21 protein-coding genes, 1 pseudogene and 3 riboswitches are annotated in these 21,474 nt (G+C 38.6%); of the genes and pseudogenes, 10 read left to right on the top strand and 12 right to left on the bottom strand.

The features are described from left to right. A pseudogene (locus KHA95_RS22920) lies at positions 1 to 812 on the bottom strand (transposase); the annotation flags it as partial. A 391-nt stretch (positions 813 to 1,203) separates the two neighbouring features. Continuing rightward, a riboswitch (SAM riboswitch) is annotated at positions 1,204 to 1,313 on the top strand. Between the two features lie 86 nt (positions 1,314 to 1,399). Between KHA95_RS22920 and KHA95_RS08145 the strand changes: the two are divergent. Then, positions 1,400 to 1,561, top strand: coding sequence for a YezD family protein (locus KHA95_RS08145; protein ID WP_213137014.1), 162 nt, complete (start codon positions 1,400 to 1,402; stop codon positions 1,559 to 1,561). Between the two features lie 15 nt (positions 1,562 to 1,576). After that, positions 1,577 to 1,852: a hypothetical protein gene (locus KHA95_RS08150; protein ID WP_213137015.1), complete on the top strand. Its 276-nt coding sequence runs from the start codon at positions 1,577 to 1,579 to the stop codon at positions 1,850 to 1,852. An 83-nt stretch (positions 1,853 to 1,935) separates the two neighbouring features. On the opposite strand, the gene KHA95_RS08155 is transcribed toward KHA95_RS08150, so the two are convergent. The 3 genes from KHA95_RS08155 to htpG all read right to left on the bottom strand — a co-directional run bounded on the left by KHA95_RS08155 (position 1,936) and on the right by htpG (position 5,574). Further along, the gene (locus tag KHA95_RS08155; RefSeq protein WP_249316721.1) at positions 1,936 to 3,117 is read right to left on the bottom strand and encodes an MFS transporter; all 1,182 of its coding nucleotides are present in this window, start codon (positions 3,115 to 3,117) and stop codon (positions 1,936 to 1,938) included. Between the two features lie 313 nt (positions 3,118 to 3,430). Continuing rightward, positions 3,431 to 3,595 (bottom strand): hypothetical protein, encoded by a 165-nt coding sequence (locus tag KHA95_RS08160; RefSeq protein WP_213137016.1) that lies wholly within the window; start codon positions 3,593 to 3,595, stop codon positions 3,431 to 3,433. A 95-nt stretch (positions 3,596 to 3,690) separates the two neighbouring features. Continuing rightward, entirely contained in the window at positions 3,691 to 5,574 is a 1,884-nt protein-coding gene (gene htpG / locus KHA95_RS08165; protein WP_213137017.1) for a molecular chaperone HtpG, read from the bottom strand. A 388-nt stretch (positions 5,575 to 5,962) separates the two neighbouring features. On the opposite strand from htpG, the gene nhaC reads away from it, so the two are divergent. Beyond that, entirely contained in the window at positions 5,963 to 7,375 is a 1,413-nt protein-coding gene (gene nhaC, locus KHA95_RS08170; protein WP_213137018.1) for a Na+/H+ antiporter NhaC, read from the top strand. A gap of 39 nt (positions 7,376 to 7,414) precedes the next feature. Here nhaC and KHA95_RS08175 read toward each other — a convergent pair whose 3' ends face one another. Next, the gene (locus tag KHA95_RS08175) at positions 7,415 to 7,699 is read right to left on the bottom strand and encodes a DUF2653 family protein (RefSeq protein WP_213137019.1); all 285 of its coding nucleotides are present in this window, start codon (positions 7,697 to 7,699) and stop codon (positions 7,415 to 7,417) included. Further along, positions 7,687 to 8,127, bottom strand: a complete 441-nt coding sequence (locus KHA95_RS08180) for a hypothetical protein (RefSeq protein ID WP_213137020.1) — start codon at positions 8,125 to 8,127, stop codon at positions 7,687 to 7,689. Before KHA95_RS08180 ends, KHA95_RS08175 begins: the two co-directional genes overlap by 13 nt. 119 nt (positions 8,128 to 8,246) lie before the next feature. Further along, positions 8,247 to 8,350, top strand: a riboswitch (SAM riboswitch). A 102-nt stretch (positions 8,351 to 8,452) separates the two neighbouring features. On the opposite strand from KHA95_RS08180, the gene KHA95_RS08185 reads away from it, so the two are divergent. Continuing rightward, on the top strand, positions 8,453 to 8,635 hold the full coding sequence (locus KHA95_RS08185; RefSeq protein ID WP_213137021.1) for a hypothetical protein: 183 nt from the start codon (positions 8,453 to 8,455) through the stop codon (positions 8,633 to 8,635). A gap of 83 nt (positions 8,636 to 8,718) precedes the next feature. On the opposite strand, the gene KHA95_RS08190 is transcribed toward KHA95_RS08185, so the two are convergent. From KHA95_RS08190 to KHA95_RS08210, 5 genes are read right to left on the bottom strand one after another with little or no spacing between them, the layout of a single operon-like run. Further along, positions 8,719 to 9,783, bottom strand: coding sequence for an ABC transporter ATP-binding protein (locus tag KHA95_RS08190; protein WP_213137022.1), 1,065 nt, complete (start codon positions 9,781 to 9,783; stop codon positions 8,719 to 8,721). Beyond that, positions 9,780 to 11,522, bottom strand: a complete 1,743-nt coding sequence (locus KHA95_RS08195; protein ID WP_213137023.1) for an ABC transporter permease — start codon at positions 11,520 to 11,522, stop codon at positions 9,780 to 9,782. Before KHA95_RS08195 ends, KHA95_RS08190 begins: the two co-directional genes overlap by 4 nt. A gap of 21 nt (positions 11,523 to 11,543) precedes the next feature. Then, positions 11,544 to 12,584: an ABC transporter substrate-binding protein gene (locus KHA95_RS08200; RefSeq protein ID WP_213137024.1), complete on the bottom strand. Its 1,041-nt coding sequence runs from the start codon at positions 12,582 to 12,584 to the stop codon at positions 11,544 to 11,546. Between the two features lie 17 nt (positions 12,585 to 12,601). Beyond that, positions 12,602 to 13,405 (bottom strand): 5'/3'-nucleotidase SurE, encoded by an 804-nt coding sequence (gene surE, locus KHA95_RS08205; RefSeq protein WP_213137025.1) that lies wholly within the window; start codon positions 13,403 to 13,405, stop codon positions 12,602 to 12,604. Further along, positions 13,402 to 14,199: a sugar phosphate isomerase/epimerase family protein gene (locus KHA95_RS08210; RefSeq protein WP_213137026.1), complete on the bottom strand. Its 798-nt coding sequence runs from the start codon at positions 14,197 to 14,199 to the stop codon at positions 13,402 to 13,404. The genes surE and KHA95_RS08210 overlap by 4 nt, the downstream gene beginning before the upstream one ends. Positions 14,200 to 14,483: 284 nt before the next feature. Here KHA95_RS08210 and glsA point away from each other — a divergent pair, with 284 nt between their 5' ends. From glsA to KHA95_RS08230, 4 genes are all read left to right on the top strand, one after another. Then, positions 14,484 to 15,413 (top strand): glutaminase A, encoded by a 930-nt coding sequence (gene glsA, locus KHA95_RS08215; RefSeq protein WP_213137027.1) that lies wholly within the window; start codon positions 14,484 to 14,486, stop codon positions 15,411 to 15,413. Positions 15,414 to 15,578: 165 nt separating this feature from the next. Next, a complete protein-coding gene (locus tag KHA95_RS08220; protein WP_213137028.1) occupies positions 15,579 to 16,502 on the top strand; it encodes an AEC family transporter in 924 nt (307 codons plus the stop codon). A 165-nt stretch (positions 16,503 to 16,667) separates the two neighbouring features. After that, complete coding sequence (locus KHA95_RS08225; protein ID WP_213137029.1) at positions 16,668 to 17,147, top strand: hypothetical protein; 480 nt, start codon at positions 16,668 to 16,670, stop codon at positions 17,145 to 17,147. A gap of 317 nt (positions 17,148 to 17,464) precedes the next feature. Beyond that, on the top strand, positions 17,465 to 18,004 hold the full coding sequence (locus tag KHA95_RS08230) for a YflT domain-containing protein (protein WP_213137030.1): 540 nt from the start codon (positions 17,465 to 17,467) through the stop codon (positions 18,002 to 18,004). A gap of 662 nt (positions 18,005 to 18,666) precedes the next feature. Here the strand turns inward: KHA95_RS08230 and KHA95_RS08235 are convergent. Then, positions 18,667 to 19,221, bottom strand: coding sequence for a GNAT family N-acetyltransferase (locus KHA95_RS08235; RefSeq protein ID WP_213137031.1), 555 nt, complete (start codon positions 19,219 to 19,221; stop codon positions 18,667 to 18,669). 181 nt (positions 19,222 to 19,402) lie between these two features. On the opposite strand from KHA95_RS08235, the gene KHA95_RS08240 reads away from it, so the two are divergent. Then, positions 19,403 to 20,518, top strand: a complete 1,116-nt coding sequence (locus tag KHA95_RS08240; protein WP_213137032.1) for a DUF4145 domain-containing protein — start codon at positions 19,403 to 19,405, stop codon at positions 20,516 to 20,518. A gap of 517 nt (positions 20,519 to 21,035) precedes the next feature. Further along, entirely contained in the window at positions 21,036 to 21,167 is a 132-nt protein-coding gene (locus KHA95_RS23125; RefSeq protein WP_283248141.1) for a hypothetical protein, read from the top strand. 162 nt (positions 21,168 to 21,329) lie between these two features. Continuing rightward, a riboswitch (SAM riboswitch) is annotated at positions 21,330 to 21,432 on the top strand. Positions 21,433 to 21,474: the final 42 nt, after the last annotated feature.

Consider the following 21,474-nt stretch of genomic DNA (forward strand, 5'->3'; position numbering starts at 1 on the left):
ACGATTGGACGTCCTACCTGGTCGATGATTTTCTGGACTAGCGGTTCAAGCATATTACTATCGTGAACATTTCCTGGAGTGACGATGTTTGCGAGTACAAATCCCTTCTCGTCCGTAGCAGCGTGAAAAGAATAGGCAAATTGCTTTGTCCGTTCATCCTTAACGTAATAACCACTCTCAGGGTCCGTTGTCGATTCTTTAATCTCCTTGTACTCTTCTGTTTCAAACTTTTCCGGTGGGAATGGTTTCTTCCCGTTCTTTTCACGATCAAGGTTGAGCTCCTCCTGGAGCCTCTTCTCATAAGCTCGCGTCTCTTTACGAACAACCTTCTTCTCGAACTTTCTCTTATTCGCACTCGCTTTAACATGGGTCGAATCAATGAAGACATGATCTGGGCTGAGAAGCCCACGATTTGTCACTTCGTTTAGAACTTTATAGAAAATCTGCTCGAACAGATCAGTATCTGCAAATCGACGGACATAGTTTTTCCCAAACGTGGAGAAGTGAGGAACCTCGGTATGAAAGCCAAAGCCTAGAAACCAGCGATATGCCACGTTCGTTTCAATTTCCTTGATTGTCTGGCGCATGGAGCGGATGCCGAAGGTATACTGAATGAATGTCATCTTGATCAGCACTACAGGATCTATGCTGGGTCTACCGATGGTCGAGTAAAGATCTTCAACTAATGGATAGATGAAGGAGAAATCAATAGCCGCATCTAGTTTGCGAACTAGATGATTTTGAGGAACCAACTGCTCTATGGTCAGCATTTCCAACTGTTCGCGCTCATTGATTTGATTCTTCGTCATCATATCCATCACCTCCTATTTTTAATAAGAAATACCGTTGATTGGAGCGTAGGGCGGCGACTCCTGCGGGAACAGCGCGAGCTGAAGACCCTGGACTGAGCACAGCGAGGGAAGCGGCTGAAGCCGTGCCCGCGGAACGCGTCCGCCCGAAGCGGAAATCAACTTTCCTAGGTTACCACTATTTTAAAAGAAAAAAGACCGTAGGCAAACACCTAAATTTCTGTGTTTGTCTACAGTCTGAGTCTCCAATTATTCATTGGAGACTTTTTGCTTTCGACAAAATTCGCAAATGGTTCCTAAGAAGATAGACAAAAAATGCCTTGACTGTTTTAAGAAAATTGATTACAATTCAATTCAAAGTGAATCAATCTGAATTATAAAAAGTGAATAGCGTTTCTTATCCAGAGAGGTGGAGGGACTGACCCGACGAATCCTCAGCAACCAGCAATACGAATTGTATGGTGCTAATTTCAGAAGAATACCGATGTATTCTAAAGATGAGACTGCTTTAACCGGTGAAAACCGTATTTTTAAAGCCCTTCTCATCATATGAGAGGGGCTTTTTGTGATTAGAAAGGAGGATATGGAGGATGAACCATGAGCAAGCGACGTTTGATTATATAAAAGAGGAATTGAAAAATATTGATTATGGTTCAATTGTCATTACGATCCATGATGGGAAAGTAACGCAAATTGATACGAACGAAAAAAAGCGATTTCCATTTGAAAAGAAAGCAACGAAGAAAAAGTAAAAGGAAGTGAATCAATTGGGTGTAGAATTGCATTTCCCAGATCTTGAATTTGTAAGAAAGACGAAAGAAAGATTTAATGTGAATAGAGGGATTTACAATACGATTGATGCTTGGTTTTATACAAACGGTTTTGATCATATTGTAGATCGAAGACGCCATATCATTATGTTCCTTGTGTATGCACAGAAAACAGCTAAAAATCAACTGCTGTTTCCTAACGGCTTAACGGCCAAGCTTGAGGAATATGTATATTCGCAAAAAAAGAATAGGGTTGGCCTACTAGACAACTAGCGGCCCTCGTGTGATGGAGAGTATTTTAATCATTACATGAGGGCTTTTTTATGGAAAATAGGTGGTGCTAAGACCACCACCTATTATTTGCGTCCTTTTACCACGAAAATAATGTATAAGGCAATTGAGCAAAGAATGGATAGCGCTGCGACCTTATAAATGGAACTGTAGCCAAATAAATAAGCAATTTGTCCGAAAAGAATCGCCCCAATTCCAATTCCTAAATCAAAAAAGGAGAAAAACGTAGCGTTCGCCATTCCTCTTCGGTTCGGAGGAGATTCTTTGACAGACCATGCTTGCAGCGCAGGCTGCACAGTTCCAAAGCCTAAACCATACAAAATAGCTGCAATGTAAAGCGTCAAACTATTTGGCAGCCACGCTAATAGAATCATAGTAATAAAGATTAATAACGTTCCAGGAATAAAAACGAGCCCGTGTCCATGTTGGTCATATATTTTCCCTGCGAACGTACGTGAAACCATTAAGGCAATTGCATAAAGAAGAAAATACCATTCAATTCCCATAATTCCTTTTTGCGCCGAATAGGCCGGTAAAAAGGCGGCAATACCTCCGAAAGTAAAGGTAATGAAAAATACAAGCATAGACGGTGGAATGGCTGTTTTCTCATATACATCCCATTTTTTTAAAGCAACCGTCTGTTTTTCTACCTTTTTATAACGAACTCTTGTCGCCAATAAAAGTGCAGTAAGTCCCAGAACGGCACTAATTAAAAATAGTTGCGGAAATGAAATGACTCCTACTAAAGCGAGGCCCAATGTTGGACCAAAAGCTAACGCCAAATTCCCTGATAGGCCAAAGTAGCCCATACCTTCCCCGCGCCGATTGGCTGGAATAAGATCTGTGGCAATCGTTCCAGACGCTGTCGTTGAAAAGCCAAACCCAATCCCTTGAACAAACCGAAGCATTAATAAAAAAGCTAGGCCTGTAACGAAACCAAACGTTCCGATGGAAACTACAAAGATCCCAAGACCGAGCAAATAAACAAAGCCTCTTCCTCTTGTTTCCAATATTCGCCCGGCATAAGGTCGAAAGAGAAGGGCTGAAAAAGTGAACATCCCAACAACGATTCCAATGACTTGTTCATTTCCACCAAGCTCCCCAACAAACAAGGGGATCGTCGGTAGGGTCATTTGGAATCCAAGAAAAACAAAAAAGTTGGACAGAACGACTAATGTAAAGTCTCTCGTCCAAATCTTTTCGGACGTCTCCGAATGCGGAGCTCCCTTTATGAGCTGCTGACTCAATCAGATCCTCTCCCTTCATCGTAAATTGTTCGATACACTAAATATTATTTTACACGAATTCAGGTAACAAATCTAAAAGAAACACTTTCTATTAATTCGGAATCTTGGGCGAATGGGTTTTTGCTTCCTAGCGAGCGGATTTGTCTATTTTACGAGCCACATTCCCATTTTTATAAGCCGGTTCTCCTATTTTACAAGTCGCTTTCCCATTTTTACAAGCCAGTTTGTCTATTTTACGGGCCACATTCGTATTTTTACACTCCGGTTCTACTTTACAAGCTGCATTCCTATTTTTATAAGCCGGTTCTCCTATTTAACAAGCCGCTTTCCCATTTTTACAAGCGAGTTCTCCTATTTTACGAGCCACATTCGTATTTTTACACTCCGGTTCTACTTTACAAGCTGCTTTCCCATTTTTATAAGCCGGTTCTCCTATTTTACAAGCCGCTTTCCCATTTTTACAAGCCAGTTCATCCATTCAACGAACTACCTCGATGCTCCAACGACGGTTTTGCACCTCACCGCATCGTCCCATCAATAAAGGGATATCTGCCAGCAGATATCCCTCAATCATTAAACCATCACTTTACACATATCATTCGTAAATTCGACTGGATCTTCAATTGGCAATCCTTCGATTAATAACGCTTGATTGTATAAAAGATTTGTATATAAATTTAATTTCTCACGGTCTTGCTCAAATGCGGATTTTAATGATTGGAACACATCGTGGTTCATGTTAATTTCCAATACTTTTTCCGCTTGGACATTTTGATTATCAGGCATGGCCCGTAAGATTTTTTCCATCTCGATCGTTACTTCGCCATCTGCGGACAAGCAAACAGGGTGGGAGCGCAATCGTTTCGATGCACGTACATCCTTTACTTTATCAGCTAAAAGTTCCTTCATATAATCAAAAAGCTCTTTGCTTTCTTCCGCTTTATCAACATCTTTTTCCTCGTCGCTATCCTTCTTTTCAATGCCTAGATCGCCGCTGGAAACGGATCTAAATTCCTTTTCCTTGTAAGACATAAGCATTTTAATCGCGAACTCATCGATTTCGTCTGTGAAGTATAAAATTTCATATCCTTCATCAGCGACAAGCTCTGTTTGCGGTAATTTATCAATTCTTTCAATTGATTCTCCAGAAGCGTAGTAAATGTACTTTTGCTCTTCAGGCATTCTTGACACATATTCATTTAAGCTTACAAGTTTCTTCTCTTTAGAAGAGTAGAACAATAGTAAATCTTGCAATGCATCTTTATTCGCACCAAAATCGCTATACACACCGTATTTCAGCTGTCTGCCAAATGCTTCGTAAAACTTCTCATATTTTTCCCGGTCATTTTTTAACATGCTTTGCAGTTCGCTATTGATCTTCTTATTAATATTATTTGCGATTCGCTTTAACTGACGGTCTTGCTGTAAAATTTCCCGTGAAATATTTAATGATAAATCTTCGGAATCAACCATCCCTTTTACAAAGCTAAAATAATCAGGAAGGAGATCCGCGCATTTACTCATAATTAAGACGCCGTTTGAATAGAGCTCCAAGCCTTTTTCATATTCCTTCGAATAATAATCGAATGGAGTCTTTTCAGGGATAAATAAAATCGCGTTGTAGCGAATCGCTCCATCAACACTCGTATGAATATGGGCAAGTGGTTTATCAAAGCCATAATGCTTTTCCGCATAAAAATTCTCGTAATCTTCGTCTTTTAATTCTGAGCGATTCTTTTTCCAAATCGGCACCATGCTATTGATGATTTCTTCTTCTGTATATTCTTCGAATTCATCTTCGCTGCCATCTTTTAAGCGGCTTTTTGATACATCCATTTTAATCGGATAACGAATAAAATCTGAGTATTTTTTAATAATCGAACGGAGGCGATATTCTTCTAAATACTCGTCATATTGCTCGTCTTCCGTATTTTCTTTAATTGTTAAAATAATTTCCGTTCCGACGGATTCTTTTTCCGCAGGCTCAATCGTATAGCCCTCTGCGCCTGTCGATTCCCATTTAAATGCCTCGTCGCTTCCTAACGCTTTACTAATTACTGTTACTTTATCAGCAACCATAAAAGCGGAATAAAAACCAACACCGAATTGGCCAATAATTTCGTGACCATCCTTTAATTCGTTCTCCGTCTTAAAGGCTAAGGAACCACTTTTAGCAATGACACCAAGATTTGTTTCTAACTCATCCTTCGTCATCCCAATTCCTGTATCAACCAAAGTTAATCTTCGATTCTCTTTATCCGCTGCAATTTTTATGTAATAGCTATCACGATCAAATGTGAGTGAATCATCCGTTAATGCTTTGTAATAAATTTTATCAATCGCATCGCTCGCATTGGAAATTAACTCTCGTAAAAAGATTTCTTTCTGCGAGTAAATGGAATTGATCATCATTTCCAACAATCTCTTCGATTCCGCTTCAAACAATTTTTTCTCCATCATTGTTCTCCTTTCAAATCGTTTAGCACTCATCAACGAAGAGTGCTAATTACTAAATATCACATATAAGAGATGATGTCAATGCATCATTAACATTGAGTGTCTAGTGAAAAAGCTTTTAGATCATTGTTTTAAATGGAAAAGCAATCTGATTAAAAAACATGGATATTTTCATCAAGCAGTTATACGGATCATTTGGGAGGAATTTGTAAGGATTGCTTTATTTTTTAAGATGTAATTCATGCTGAGTCGATCATATGTACAATTTTGCTAAAATATTGGATTTTACAGACAATTTATAAAGCGGTATGGTTGATATACACATGTGATGAAATGTAGCGCTCGGATCCGACGTGCAACGGACTGAAAACAAATAAGGAGTGTTTCGATGCCTTCCGATCAGAAAAAAGCATCACTACGTTATTCAATATTGATTTTGTTAATTGTGGTTACGATGATTTCCATTGGTATGCTCGTTTTTCATGCATCCATACAGCTTATGTTGTTTATGACGATTTTAACGATGATTCCCTTTGTCATGAGGTTAGGATATACGTATGAAACGTTAGAGAAGAAGATTTTTTCTTCCATGCTTAGTGCATTACAACCCGCACTTATCCTTCTGGCGGTCGGAATGCTCATCGGTTCATGGATGGCATCTGGAACCGTTCCGGCGCTAATCTATTATGGGATTCAAGCAATATCTCCACAGTTCTTCTTATTAACTACTCTTATTTTTTGTTCGATTGTATCTCTAGCAACAGGTTCCTCCTGGGCTACTCTTGGAACGGCGGGGATCGCGATGATGGGAGTGAGCCAAAGCTTAGGAATTCCAGCAGGTGTGACAGCGGGAGCGATTATTAGTGGCGCTTATTTTGGGGATAAAATGTCGCCATTATCCGATAGCACCAATTTATCCGCTGCTGTTGTCGGTGCAGACTTGATGACACATATAAAACATATGTTATGGACAACAGTACCCGCCTATACAATTACAGCGATCATTTTTACAGTGATGGGCTTTAAATATGGGAACCAAACGGTAAATTCAGCAGAAGTCAGCACATTAACAGGTTATTTAGGGGAGCATTTTCACTTAGGAGCTATCCCGTTCATTCCAATTGTGATCCTTTTTCTACTTCTTATTTCCAAGAAACCAGCGATTACCTCGATTTTTATTGGCTCTCTGGCAGGAGCGCTTGTCGCTATTTTTTACCAAGGTGTGGATGTAAGAGAAATACTAAATATCCTATATAACGGTTTTTATGTGGAATCAGGCATTGAAGTTGTCGATACGTTGCTACAACGAGGCGGGCTCATTAGTATGGTTGAATTAGTGATTCTATTCCTCTTTGCCCTTGGTCTAGGTGGACTGCTTCAAACATCTGGAGTACTTGAAACGATTGTCCAATCGATTACAAGTAAGATTAAAAGTAAGGGCATGCTAGTATTTGTCACGATTCTGACTGCCTATTTCACATTGGGAATGGGAGGGGCTTTTTCCTTTTCAGCGGTTATGACAGGGACATTAATGAAGCCATTATTTGAAAAATTTAACCTATGCCCTGAAAATTTATCAAGAATTATTGAGGATACAGCTACGCAAAGTTGTGCGTTGCCGCCATGGACAGCGAGCGGATTATTTACGGCGGCAGCATTAGGTGTGTCACCATTGGTATATATCCCGTTTTGCTTCCTAGCGATGATTACCCCATTATTCAGCTTGGCATACGGAATTATTGATTTTACGATAAAAGAAAAGCCGGAGAAAGTGAGCGGAAGCTATGCGTTAGAGGTATAAAAATAGAAGAGGAGTTCTGTCTAGAACTCCTCTTCAACCTTATCGAATGGCCGCAATGATTCCTTGTTCATCATCGAGAATTAATTCAATTCCCGCATACGGGTCTTCGTTTATAAATTCAGCAAGCCAAATGCGCAGCGCTTCAATTAGATTGGCGGTAATTAACACTTGCTTGCGCTCATCTACATATACTTCCGCAGAAAAACCATAATCATCATGAATTAGCTCCACTTCAACCTCTTCAGGCTTGACCTGTTTTTTGCGGGCAATATAGACACAAACCGCATTAATAATATCTTGTTCAGGAATGATTAGCCTCTCCATGGATTTGTATCCTCACGTTTCTTTTCCTTGAAAAAGTGAAAGATTTTACGAATGATTGAAATTAAAACAACGATCGCTAACACATTAACGAGAAGACCAAGGAAAGAACCGAGTGCTCCCATGTTTGCAAATAAGCTACCGAATAGCAATCCAGCAATCCCACCCATGAGCAAGCCTTTCATTAACCCACCAGATGCCATTCCGCCAGGCGTATTCGTTTTCGTTGTAGATGCTTTTGTTGTTGTCGCATCGTCTTGTTTCTTTTGTGTATTAGTTTGATTCGTTTTACTATTATTCATGTTAAAGCTTCTTTTTCCTGACTTATATCCTCGCGCTTCAACCGTTGTTGAATGATCTTGAGAAAGAATGTCACCAACAGGTGAGAAGATAAGTGTGAGTGCAAATAAAGCAGCAAAGATTTTTTTCAAAATATTATTCCCCCATGCAATTCATTTCTTTTAATTTTACTATTTTTACTTAGAATAGCAACAATCGTGAACAATGGTTGAATAATTGTCATATATGGAATATAATTTGAATAATTTCATAGTTATCTAGAGTGACCGAGAGACCTGGTTCGATGACGTCACAGCAACCTGCTAATAGTAAGGTGCTCCTACCAGCAAGGCATATTGCTTTGGATGATAAAACGGCTCTCCCCTTTTGTATCCATTGCAAAAGGGGATTTTTGTGTTTCACGAAACGGTCGATTCCGAGCAGATGCAAAAATAGTCGCATTAGGAGGAAATGCAGTTGGAACACTTCATTAATCAAAACAAAGTAGTGAAAAGATTCACAAGAAAAAAGTTATCACAATTTAGTGGAGAGGATGATGCGGAATCTACAATCAACGCCAAGGAATCAGGAATTTGGAAAAAACAATGGTATGAAAGATGCATTAAACCGCTGCTAGTGGATGAATATCGGGATGAATAGATAAGGGGGATTGGATTCGCTGAAAAGCCCGAATCGTAGCGAAATCTTTCCCCCACCTCTAATGGTTATGTGCATTAAGAAGATTAAACAACTCCTATTTTCTTCTCGTGTCTAACACCGGGAAGGGATAAATGTACGGTGTCCCCATGCTGGTAGCGCTTGGATGAGATTTGGTCGTGAACGGTAATTGTGTCTGCACCGACTTGGATTGTATAATGAATTTCTTTTCCTTGATATTGCACCGTTGTAACTGTACCTGTGATTCCATGCCCAAATGAAGAGAGCTGCCATTGTTCAGGGCGGACAGGACAAATATTTTTCTTTTTCAAGGAATCTGCAACGTCTAAATGCGTCCAATTTTCTCCTGGTGCATGATTTGGGGTAAAGCTATCATTTATCCACTTTCCTTTAATAAGGTTATTTTTTCCAACAAACGTGGCGACAAATTCTGTCTCTGGTTTTGTATAAATGGTTTCTGGGCTTCCTACTTGCTCAATTTTTCCATTGTTCATAACAACGATCCGATTCGCCATAGCAAGGGCTTCGCTTTGATCATGGGTCACATACATGATTGTCGCCTTTGTCTTGCGATGGATATGTTGAATTTCCTTTCTCATATCCATGCGCAGCTCGGCATCAAGGGCACTCAGTGGCTCATCCATTAATAATAGACCTGGTTCTGGTGCAAGTGCCCGGGCAAGAGCAACTCGTTGTTTCTGTCCTCCAGAAAGTTCAGTTGGAAAACGGTTTGCGAAATTTTCTAATCCGACGAGCTGTAAAATAGCAGATACTCTTTGCTCAGGCTGAATTTTTAATTCCTTTCTTACGTATCGATGATGTTTTAAAGGAAAGAGTACATGGTCCCGAATATTTAGATGCGGCCAAAGGGCAAAGGATTGGAAAACCATGCCGATGTTTCGTTTTTCAGGCGGAATCATTTTTTTATGTGTGGCCATTGGTTTTCCATCCATGATGATTCTTCCTGATGAAGGAGACATAAAGCCAGCAAGCAATTTTAATAAAGTCGTTTTCCCGCAACCGGAAGGACCAAGGATGGCGATGAATTCGCCCGGATGAATGGAAAGCTCAATCGAATGAAGTGCCTGATAATCGCCATATGATTTCGATATATTTTCTAAAGTAATCATCGTGCTTTTAACACTCTCCTTGCCCATGTTTTTTCTAATTGCATGAATGAAATTCCTCCAGCAAAGATGGCAAACACGATGATGCTCGACAATGCTGAGGAGTAGCTCGTATAGCCGGCTTGTTCAAAATTAAAGATCATGACGCCAATCGTTTCATTGCCGCTTGACCAAAGCAGACTGGAAACAGTTAATTCTGTTAAAGCGGTTAAGAAGACTAATAAAGCACCGCTAATCAATCCAGGGAAGAGAAGGGGCAGCAGGATTTTTCTCCATTTCACCATTCCACTTGCTCCAGAAGTTTGGGCAGCCTCTTCAATCGATGGATCGATTTGAGAAAATGCAGTTAAGCTTGAACGAACTTGAAGGATTAAAAATCTCGTTAAATAAGCGATGACCATGATCCAAATCGTTCCATAAATTCCTGGGTTCCACCCTTGAATCGGCTGCATCCAAGTGAAAATCATGCTTAAAGCAAAGATCGTTCCTGGCAAAGCGTATGGAACGGTAACCATGCCTTCCATCCATTTAGTTATGCTATTCGGATGTTTATGGCGAATATAGGCAATCGCTGTTCCAATAAATAAACAAACGGCTGTTGTGATCAAGGCTAGCTTCACACTTGTACTCATTGCAGAATAGGTCCTTGGATCATTGAATAGTAAATAGTGATAACTTTTCAGCGACAAATTATCTGGGTGAAAAGGAAGCCCATATGCTTTTATGAAGGAAGAAGCTGCCATTGAGATAAATGGAATGAAGCTTGTAAACAGTAAAAAGATCCAAATGGCTGCCTCAACAGCTCTTCTTTTCATCGGAGATAAGAGGATGCGTGGCTCCGAATCAATGGTTGTTGTTTCTGTAATTTTTCCTTTTCTCATAATAAACCATTGTGCCAACATGCCGAATCCCGCGATGACGGCTAGGATAACCGATAAAACAGCAGCCCGTGAAAAAGCGCTTGGTCCAAAGCCAACAACTTGTTCATAAATATACGTGCTTAAGACGCGAATGTTTGCGGGAATACCAAGAAAAGCCGGAATACCGAAATTATCAAGGTTCGATAAAAAAGCTAAAAATCCGCCGCCAACGATTCCAGGTAAAGCAAGTGGTAAAACAAGCTTAAATAAAATATGTTTTTTATTCGCTCCACTTACTTGAGCAGCCTGTTCAAGTTCACGCGGAATTTTTCGAAAGACATTAACGGTGAGCAAATAAACAAGTGGATAATGAGATATACCTAATACAAAAATAATCCCGCCGACACTATACAAATTCGGTGCTGACAGCTCATGGGAAATAAACTGTAACACAGATTGGACGATCCCATTTTTACTAAACAATTGCACCCAAGCAAGAGTAGTAATATAAGAGGGAATAATAAAAGGGAAAAAGATAAAAATCTGCATCCATTTCTTATGTTTAATGTTCACGTATGCCATGAGCCACGCCGTTAATACACCTAGAAATAGCGAAATAAATGTTGATCCGCCAACAATTATTAATGTGTTTTTAACGGTGATCCATGTGCTTTTTTCAGACAAAACGGTCGTATAATGAGCGAGTGATAAGCTGCCATCCTGCTTGAAGCTGATGAAGATCAAGCGCAGGACAGGCGTAATAAATAATAGAAACAGCAAGATAAAGCCGATCAAGTAAATGATTCGTTTATTTTGAAAAAGAAGAGATAAAGGGGTGGGAGTCCCTGATCTCTCTTTTCTTGAAATATGTGCAGCATTCATATGTCTAAGTCACCTACAATCTTAATGTTGGCCGAAAATCTCACCGAATTTCGCTTTATCATCCTCTTTTTGATTCAATAATTCTTTCATATCAGCTTCCAAAACGGTCATTTCCTCGATTGTTTTCAAGCCTTCAGGAGCATCAATTCCTTTTCTGGCAGGTGTATAGCCAAGCTCAGCGGCTAATTCTTGTCCTTCTTCAGATAAAACAAAATCGATAAAAGCCTTCGCTGCCGCTTCGTTTTTTGTGTTCTTCATAATACCGATCGGCTCAGTGATCACTGGAACACCGTCAGCAGGGTAGATTAACTCTACGGGTGAGCCTTCTTTTTTCGCCTTGGCAACGATGTAATCAACGACCATTCCGTATGATTGTTCACCTGAAGCCACATCTTTAAGAACCGCGCCATTCCCTTTTGTTACAGTCATTCCGTTTTCCTTTAACTCTTTGTAAAAATCCCAACCGAGTGAATCCTCTCTTGTAAGTACGCCTAAATTATAAGCGGCTGCACCTGAATAAAAAGGGCTCGGCATAATCGTCTGATCTTTTGCATCAGTTGTTAAGAGATCTTCCCATTTTTCTGGCAAAGTTTTAACATTATTTGTATTGATAACGATGGCAGTAGCCATTACTTTTGTGCCGTTATACGTTCCATCAGGATCAACAAGTGTTTCCGGCATATTTTTGGCTTCAGGAGAGTGATAAGATAACAATAAATCGTCCTTTTTCAAGCTTTCAAATGTAATGGCATCGGCTACAAGCAGTACATCAGCTTGGATGTCTCCTGCTTCTTTTTCCGCCATCAGCTTAGCAATAACTTCCTCCGTTCCTGAACGATACGTAGAAACCTTCACATCTGGATAGCGTTTATTAAACTCACTAACTAGCTTTTGAGCATCTTCGTCAGGCTGTGAAGTGTAAAACTGAAGTGAGCCTGAAATCCCTTCGTCCTCATTTGCTTTGACTCCGGCGTTTTCACTTGCTCCCGACTTCGTATTTCCGCAAGCGGCTAAAAGAAGTATAGTGATGACTGCAAAAATAAGTGTAAATGTTCTTTTCATAATAGATCCTTCCTTCTCTAGTAATTTGATGTATGTTCTAACCTATTTAATGGATGATTGTGAAACCAGCGGCTGACTCTTTCTGATTTTCTTTTATTTTCAAATTGATATTCAATCGGTGAAATCGTTACAAACCCATCTTTTAAAAGTTGATAATCACTTTGATGATCGAGATCGGTTAATTGGACCCACTTATCCTTAAGCCAAAAATAAACATGACCATGCGGATCATTCAGACAAACATGCTCGTAACGGGAGACCTTCATATCTAAAGATGTGACGGCAACTCCTTTACATTCCTCTTTTGAGACATTTGGAAGATTAATATTTAAGAACACACCTTTAGGAATTTTATTATGTAAAATGGTTTCAATGATTTCGTATAAAAGCTGTTTCGTATGATTGAAATGGATATCGTCTTCATGAAAGGCATTTAGGGAAATAGCAACTGCTGGGATTTGAAACATGGAAGCCTCAACTGCGCCCGCTATCGTCCCTGAATAAAAGAGATCCCTGCCGACATTTGGCCCGAAATTAATTCCGGAAAAGACAATATCTGGCGGCTCTTCCATAAGCACATCAATCGCCACCTTCACGCAGTCTGAAGGGGTACCATTTAAGCACCATGCAGCCTTAACCTTCGGAAACATAGTAACCGGTTTTGCTTTTAAAGGATTTCTCAATGTAATCGAATGTCCGATCGCACTTCGTTCTTGATCGGGACAGCATACGTACACATTGCCAAAATGCTGTAAAACTTCTGTTAATATCTCGATACTTGGGGAAAAAATCCCATCGTCATTTGTAATTAATATATTCAAATAATTGCCTCCTCCTTCCTTATTAGAACTGCCTCGATGTATTGAAGATTTCTTCTCAAGCAAATGAAAGCAACACTGCGATCAAATCCTTCAATAACGACCGGAGCATCTTTTATTTGTAAAAAATGTTTCAACGTGTTTGCCCCTAATAAGCCATCACCAAGCGGAATATGAAGCTGCTGCTCATTCACATCACTAATATGAATTTTGTTGATGTGCAACGTTTGACGAAATTGTTGAAATGGATCTTGTTTTAAAGAAATATGAGCAACATCAAAGGTTGTTTGTAAATAGGGATGGAATCCTTCCGTAATCCGATTGATTGCATTCGGAGAAATGATAAATTCTTTCGGAATGGCTTCCATTAGCTCTAATGAGAGAGTGGCACCCTTTTCTTTTGCATAGTTGCTTAGCACTTGTAAAGACTCTAATAAGAGGTCGATAAAAATCGACTTTTCAAGTGTTGTGAGAGTCATTTTTCCAGGATGGAGCGTAATATTATTTGCACCAATTTCACTAGCCAAATCGATCGACCTTTTTATTTCCCCGATCGATTGCCTGCGAATGCCATCATTCAAGGCGGTAATATTTATATCCCAGCTTGCTGCATGCATTGTTAAATCAAGCCCCAGATTTTCCCGAATTTGATTGACTTGTCGCGGATCTGAACCATGGTGCCAAAAATGATCAGCCCATACCTCAACACCAGCAAACTTAAATCGCTTGGCAATTTGCAGCACATCCTCCATCTTGTAGGACCAGCATAATGTGGATGCCATATAAAGATGATTCATCGCTTCCTCCTTCATTCACATTTATTTACTCCATAGCCTTATCATAGTTGAGCGATATTAAGGACAAATCAATTTATCTTGTAAAGGTTGTAAATACTTTGTTAATTTCAAAACAGCGTGTTTACGGGGGAAAATGCTTACAAATGGTTGAGAAGTGTTAATAATTTACAAAATGTTAATATACATTTTTGATTGCTTGAAACAGAAGACGGAGAGTGTAGGCCAAAATTTAATTAAAGGATTATTAGGAATCTCTTTCGCTCATACTACTAATGGTGATGATTATGCCCTGCAAATCGAGTGATGAATTAAAGGCATTAGTAAGAGAAGCGAAGACCTACACGAAAAATGGCAAGGTTGCGGATTATATCCCTGCACTTGGAAAAGCAAATCGAAATGATTTGTCCATTGCTATTTACTATCCTGACGGACAATGTATTTCGGCAGGAGAGATCGAAAAAAAGATCACACTCCAAAGTGTCTCAAAAGTGATAAGTTTAGCCCTTGTTTTGATGGATAGGGGACAAGACTATGTATTTGAACGTGTTGGAATGGAGCCGACCGGAGACCCATTTAATTCGATCGTTAAATTAGAAACGATGACTCCCGGGAAACCGTTAAATCCGATGATCAACGCGGGGGCACTTGTTGTGACGCATATGATTAAAGGCAAATCTGTTCATGAGCGATTTCAACGGCTTTTATCCTTTATTCAGGAAATGACCAATGATCCAACCGTAGGTTATAACGAAGAAGTGGCGCGTTCAGAATTTGAAACAGCTTATTTAAACCGAGCATTATGTTATTTTCTAAAGCAGCATCAACTGATCGATGAGGACGTCGAACAACTAATGGATTTATATACGAAGCAATGCGCCATAGAGATGAATTGTTTGGACTTAGCCAGGATGGGCATGGTGTTTGCGATGGATGGAGTCGATCCGCAAAGCGGAAAACAAATCATGCCGGCAGATGTCGCCCGTATATGTAAAACATTTATGGTCACATGCGGAATGTACAATGCATCTGGAGAGTTTGCGATTAAAATTGGTGTGCCAGCAAAAAGTGGGGTTTCTGGCGGGATTATGGGAACGGTTTCCGGGAGATTCGGGATCGGTATTTTCGGTCCTGCATTAGATGAGAAGGGAAACAGTATCGGCGGAATGAAATTATTGGAATTGTTATCGAAGAAATATAAGTTAAGTTTGTTTTAAAAAAGAAAACGGGGAGCCTATTCTTTATAGAGGAGACGGGCTCCCTGTTTACTATACAGAGGAGTTATAAGTTAATGTTATTGGCATTTATAAATATAATTAAATTTACTTATGAGAATTCATATTATACATTTAAATATAAGGTTGCTAAAAGGGGGATCCGAAATGAATTATATCAACCTTATTTTTCTAAATGTTATATTACCTATTTTGATTTTAATGGCAATTGGAGTGTTTGCGCAGAAAAAACTTCGCCTTCAATTGGGGCCCATTTCCAAACTTCTTACATACTGCTTTATGCCTGCAACGGTTTTCTTAAATATGTATCAGGCTCAATTTGATTATCGATTATTGAGTCAGCTATTTTTTTATTTATTGCTCTTTTCTTCTAGTTTGATAGTTCTAAGCAGGCTACTATCAAAAGTTTTAAAGATTGAGCGAGAGGAAAGCATCACTTTAAAAAATAGCATTTCTTTAATGAATTCGGGAAACTATGGTCTCCCTGTCAGTCAGCTTATTTTTAGTGCAAATCCTCTAGGTGTTTCCATTCAAATCATTGTTCTCATTTTCCAGAATCTCCTTACATACACCTATGGAATTTATAATCTATTATCGGCTACAAAATCAGCAGCAGATATATTGAATTCATTTATCAGACTACCGATTATTCATGCGCTACTTTTAGGAATTATCTTTCGACTTTTTAATCTTTCGCTTCCAACTTTTGCGCTTGTGCCAATTGAACACCTCTCAAATGGGTTTGTCGCATTGGCATTATTTCTGCTTGGAGCCCAGTTTGCCGATATTAAGCTCAATTTATTTCACCGTGTCATTGCCTGGAGCCTAGTTGGCAGATTAATTGCCGGTCCCGCATTGGCATTCCTGTTTATTACTCTGCTTCGCATTGACGGCGTCATGGCTCAATCGCTGCTTATAGCGAGCTCATTTCCAACATCAAGAAAAACAGCCACATTGGCTCTTGAACACGACGTTGCACCAGAACTAGCCGCACAGGTTGTGCTATATTCCACCCTATTAAGTGGTGTAACGGTGACGGTTGTTATATATTTGTCGAAACTTTTATTCTAAGCATTTCGCTTTTAAATACCTCAGCATAAAGAAACCCAAACTTTTGGCTCACTTTATGCTGAAGGTCTATTAAAATAGAGAAGATATTGTTAGAATATAATTAACGGATGGAATATTCAGAATTTTGTCGAATCACGTCATTTATTAGGAAAGAAGGTAAGTAATATGAGAACTAATTTTTTTGCCAACTACAAAGAGTTCATTATTTACCCGAAGGAAAAAGAGAAAGAAAAAGAATTTGATCCGAAAGACTATGCCACACATTATATTCTTACATTATCATTAAATGACCCATCCATATCAAATTGGGAGGAAGCAAATAAATACGAAATCGAAATAGAAAAAAGTATTGAACAAGTATTAGAAGCATTTAATACATCACAAAAAGGAATCTACCACCTGTTATTACTTGAAATTGAGGATGATCAATCATACTTTGTTTTGTCCTTATCTTGCAAAACAAAAATTGAAAGTCAGGAAGCAAATGATCATGTTTCTTACATAATGGATAGAATCGTTTCAAACCCTTTTTATGTGGGCCAATCGTGGTTCCGGCTTGTCGGCGATAAAGCGAGAGGTGAACGTAGACTATTCAACTATTCATTCAAAGAATATACAGTTTCGGAGAGTGAGAAACATACATGATAAAAGTCGCAATAATATTATGAAGACGCATACATAATTAATCTCGTACTAAAATAGGAAAACACCTTTACTTTGATTTGGAAATCCCGTATAGGAAGGATTTCTTTTTTTGCTGGATTATATACTTTTTAGCATTGATAAATTACCAAGTATTGTTTTACTTCATATCAGGTAGAATTCGCCACTTTACTATTATCCCAGTTCTTTATATCTTAGCCAATCACACCTGCTTTTTCCTACCATTGTTTTATTCTCTTTATCTCGGGTAATAAGCTAACATGCACCATGATTATTAAATCTTAGGAGGAAATAATACAATGGCTGACAAGATTTTTGTAGGTACCTTTCAATCACAGAATCAAGTATTAAATAAAATTAATGAGTTGAAAAGACAAGGATATTCCGAAGAAGATATGTATGTTGTTGCCGATCATGCAGATTCATTATCTATCGTGCGGGGACGGACAGATGTTACAGTGAAGGACTCAGAGGGAAATTGGCTAAATCGTTTCGTTGCCTTCCTTAGCGGAGATGAACCGGTTAAAGGTGCATTTAAGCAAATGGGTTTTACGGAAGAAGAATCCTCCCGTTTTTACAGTGAGATGAAAAGAGGAAACATCCTTCTATATGTGAATGAAAATTTTACCAACGTATTTTTAAATGACGGCAATGCAGAAAGTGAAAACCGGGATATTGACCCGAATCTAGCATCCTATGTACCGTTCGTCGGATCAGATTCCCCGTCGAGGGGTCAAGAAGGAGGAAATATCGAACCGGAAGATGAAGTGCATTTTAACCTCCCAGACATTAACAATAAAGACCATGTGCAGAATAAGCATACTGTAGAGGATGAGTAAACGATAAATGAAAACGTCCTTCGCGAAGAAGCAGATATTGACTGGACCGATGATGCTGTGAATGAAAAAGCGGATAAAGCAGTGAAAAAAATCCTAAACAACTTAAAGCTGTTCTGATTTTGCATCAGAAGATGCTTTTTTTAAAAGCTTCCCTACTTATGGGAGGCTTTTTTGATCGGAAATACTTCCCTAGCAAAAACATTCGATAAGAAAATAGTCGTTGGGGAATTTAAAATAAAGCGATTTAAGTTCTGAACGAAAAGCTTAAAAGGAAAAAATAAAAACCATCATTTCCTTTTTGGAAGTCATGGTTTTTGTGTTTCTTCATATAAAGTCTATCTTTTTTCGTTTTCGCCCTTCTCGTTCCCATATCAGCAAACGCGAATGGGCTTCTATTTTCTTCAGGATTTCTTCGACCTTCACGAGTTATTTTTTGTCTATGCTTTTTTGCCTTTGAAGATGACAAATTAACCACTCCTTTTTCGTAGTATACAGTGATTATACATGAATGGCCAAAAATAGTGAGGCATTTTTAGTAGAAAAGCATTCGTTGATAAGTGCCTTGCTTGAAAGCCTCATTTCTCAAAGCAAGCCACTTCATAAAATAGGGTTGATCATTTTTTTGAGGCGTTTGCATTAGAAATAACGGGCACTTGTAACAATCATAGTTGTTTTACTAAATAATGATAAAAATGTTGCTTGATCGTTATTGTTTTCTTATATGAAAAACCAAGCCGCTCATAAAGTTTACGCGCCTTATGATTGGACTCCTCCACATTTAACGAAACAGAGGGATAACCATGTTCCTTTGCATATGTAATGAATGACTGTAAAAGCTCCGTTCCGAACCCTTGCCCGCCAAATTGTGGATTCACACTTAAAGTATCTAAATAAAAATCCGTCTCATCTGCTTCCTGATCAATTATCGGCATCTCCCCAGTGATTTCCTTAACATGTGCACGGATAGGTTCATCGAGCTCATAAGAAACCTTTCCATGATAGGCTACAATGATGCCAACAGGGACATGATCAACAGTTTTGACTAGGCAATTACGATAACTTAAACGATTATCTTCCTGGCAAAAATAACGCCCCAATTGTTCAAGCACTTTTACCTTCTCTTTTTCCCCAGTCAATGCATAGGCAATATCATGAATGGCATCAAGTATAAGCACTGATGCTTCTTTATAATCGCTTTTTTTTGCTTGTCTAATCATTATGTAAACTCCATTTCATACTTCTTTCTGTTTAATTCCTCCATGATATCACAGATCCTATAGATTCAATAGGCGATCAAATCGATGAAAAGGCTGCCTGCAATGCATTCACATTCTTGGAATCCAAAAATGATATAATAAAGTTAAGAATACGTAGTAGTATGTAGAAAGCGAGATTAATATGAAAACAACGCAATCCTATTTTTATACATTTTTAGAGTCAATATCGAGGGAGCTGGCATATTTAGCTCGCGAACTCGAAAATAGTATATATTCCAGTCCACGCACAATGTTGACGCATGCACGTACGTTTGTTGAAGTCATTCTTCAAAGGGTCATTCGTGCGGAACATTTGAACGATGACTCCTTTATGACATTGAAAGAACGGATCGACACATTAAATGATAAAGGTTATCTGACAACTGAAATAAGAAATGCGCTGCATCACGTTAGACTTAGCGGTAACAAGGCTGCACACGATATAAGAAGATTTCGATATTCAGAGGCATTACTTTCTTGGGAAGCGATCTATATGATTGTTAAGTGGTATATCGAAGTGTATGGTCCAGTCGACATGAATGTGCCAGAATATCAGGACCCTGAACTGGATATAGGTGATCAATATGATATGGCAGAGCTTGAGGTGAGGCTTAAGAATCTTGAAGAATTATTAAAAATTTCTTTAGGGCAGGAGATAGTGGTCCCCGAACATGCAGAAACAGCGGCAACGGTTGAGGATGAAACTCAAGAAGCACCGGGTTTTACTTCTATAAGGAAAATTATATATAAAGATAGACAGCTTGACATCCCTTATTTTTTGCGCGACGCATTCTTATTGCCCCAGCGATTTTCTAAATCGGAAAGATTTCTTATTAAGCTTGGTGCGGAACAACAGGCGAGACTCATGAGTGAATTACCCAATAATCTTGAAGGATTGTACAAACATGTAAAACGTTACAACGATAAGAATGATGAAAATCTTTTCAATGAACTAAAAATTTATATTGAAGAGGAAAAGGTGAGAAGAAAATTAGCACTCGAACGCCCGGGAGAGCTTTTTCTTTTTTATAAATCGGACTATATCGTCGTTACAGAGAACTTATCCCAAATACCACTCACAACAGCCGAATTTACAGGAAGTCCTAGTCTTTTCAGGCAGCTGAGTGAAGACCAAATTAAAACGGTAGGACAATTACCTAGAGAGTTAGTTATCTTAGCAAAATACGAAAATGTAGGGATTGGAACGATTGAAAAATTGTTTGAACAGTTGAAGGTAAAGCAGGAGATTTGGGTTTAATCAAATGAACAATGCGAATTTTGGTTATCGAAAAAGGGTTTATGCGATTACCGAATACCTTGAGCAAGCCTTAATTGGTGATTAAAGGCTTATATACCTATCAGCAAAAATTCAAAAGTAGCACAAATAAGTTTTTAAGTTTTGATTTAAAAGCATAAGGGGAAAAAATAAAAACCATCATTTTCTTTTTGGAAGTCATGGTTTTTGTGTTTTTTCATATAAAGTCTGTCTTTTTTCGTTTTCGTTCTTCGCGTTCTCATATTAGCAAACGCGAAGGGGCTTCTATTTTCTTCAGGATTTCTTCGACCTTCACGAGCTAATTTTTGTCTATGCTTTTTTGCCTTTGAGGATGACAAATGACTCACTCCTTTTTCGTATTATACAGTGATTATACATGAATAATCTAAAATGTTGTGGTATTTTGGCGGATAAGGCACACACGATATTCACCCAAAATGAAAAGAATTACGATTGCTGTCATCATTTTATTAAATGCCGCTAGGTAAACGCAGGTAATATGTATGAACTAGATGCCATTGCCGCCTGTGTAATTGGCAGAAGAGTGAAAATTGGTGTTTTAATTATGCCAAGTACTGATAAATGGTATGTGCATGAAGAACATCGAAACATTTTGGCAAAATATCTTTGAAGGTTTAATTTTATTCGTAGCCATCAAAAAGTAGTTATGTAAGTTAAGGTTTGGTACGTTGTATGTGCCCTTACTATTTTATAATTATTAAACTTAAGTGAACTCCATTGACTATTATTAAATTTATCAGTATAGCATGTAAATATAATTTAATAAAAAGATTTCTTATCAAGAAAGGCGGAGGGACTGGCCCTGTGAAGCCTTAGCAACAGACTTTTAATAAGTACTGTGCTAATTCCAGAAGCGTAATGCTTGAAGATAAGAAGAGTGCTAGATTGCATATGACTATGTGAAACCTCTTCTTACC

The sequence above is a fragment of the Bacillus sp. FJAT-50079 genome, from assembly GCF_018343515.1.
Taxonomy (GTDB): Bacteria; Bacillota; Bacilli; order Bacillales; family Bacillaceae_C; genus Lederbergia.

Excerpts from the sequence above, each read along its gene's own strand:
- KHA95_RS08145 (WP_213137014.1), top strand. The coding sequence starts at position 1,400 with ATGAACCATGAGCAAGCGACGTTTGATTATATAAAAGAGGAATTGAAA.
- KHA95_RS08160 (WP_213137016.1), bottom strand. The coding sequence starts at position 3,595 with ATGGATGAACTGGCTTGTAAAAATGGGAAAGCGGCTTGTAAAATAGGA.
- htpG (WP_213137017.1), bottom strand. The coding sequence starts at position 5,574 with ATGGAGAAAAAATTGTTTGAAGCGGAATCGAAGAGATTGTTGGAAATG.
- nhaC (WP_213137018.1), top strand. The coding sequence starts at position 5,963 with ATGCCTTCCGATCAGAAAAAAGCATCACTACGTTATTCAATATTGATT.
- KHA95_RS08175 (WP_213137019.1), bottom strand. The coding sequence starts at position 7,699 with ATGGAGAGGCTAATCATTCCTGAACAAGATATTATTAATGCGGTTTGT.
- KHA95_RS08190 (WP_213137022.1), bottom strand. The coding sequence starts at position 9,783 with ATGATTACTTTAGAAAATATATCGAAATCATATGGCGATTATCAGGCA.
- KHA95_RS08195 (WP_213137023.1), bottom strand. The coding sequence starts at position 11,522 with ATGAATGCTGCACATATTTCAAGAAAAGAGAGATCAGGGACTCCCACC.
- KHA95_RS08200 (WP_213137024.1), bottom strand. The coding sequence starts at position 12,584 with ATGAAAAGAACATTTACACTTATTTTTGCAGTCATCACTATACTTCTT.
- KHA95_RS08210 (WP_213137026.1), bottom strand. The coding sequence starts at position 14,199 with ATGAATCATCTTTATATGGCATCCACATTATGCTGGTCCTACAAGATG.
- glsA (WP_213137027.1), top strand. The coding sequence starts at position 14,484 with ATGCCCTGCAAATCGAGTGATGAATTAAAGGCATTAGTAAGAGAAGCG.
- KHA95_RS08220 (WP_213137028.1), top strand. The coding sequence starts at position 15,579 with ATGAATTATATCAACCTTATTTTTCTAAATGTTATATTACCTATTTTG.
- KHA95_RS08225 (WP_213137029.1), top strand. The coding sequence starts at position 16,668 with ATGAGAACTAATTTTTTTGCCAACTACAAAGAGTTCATTATTTACCCG.
- KHA95_RS08230 (WP_213137030.1), top strand. The coding sequence starts at position 17,465 with ATGGCTGACAAGATTTTTGTAGGTACCTTTCAATCACAGAATCAAGTA.
- KHA95_RS08235 (WP_213137031.1), bottom strand. The coding sequence starts at position 19,221 with ATGATTAGACAAGCAAAAAAAAGCGATTATAAAGAAGCATCAGTGCTT.
- KHA95_RS08240 (WP_213137032.1), top strand. The coding sequence starts at position 19,403 with ATGAAAACAACGCAATCCTATTTTTATACATTTTTAGAGTCAATATCG.
- KHA95_RS23125 (WP_283248141.1), top strand. The coding sequence starts at position 21,036 with ATGTATGAACTAGATGCCATTGCCGCCTGTGTAATTGGCAGAAGAGTG.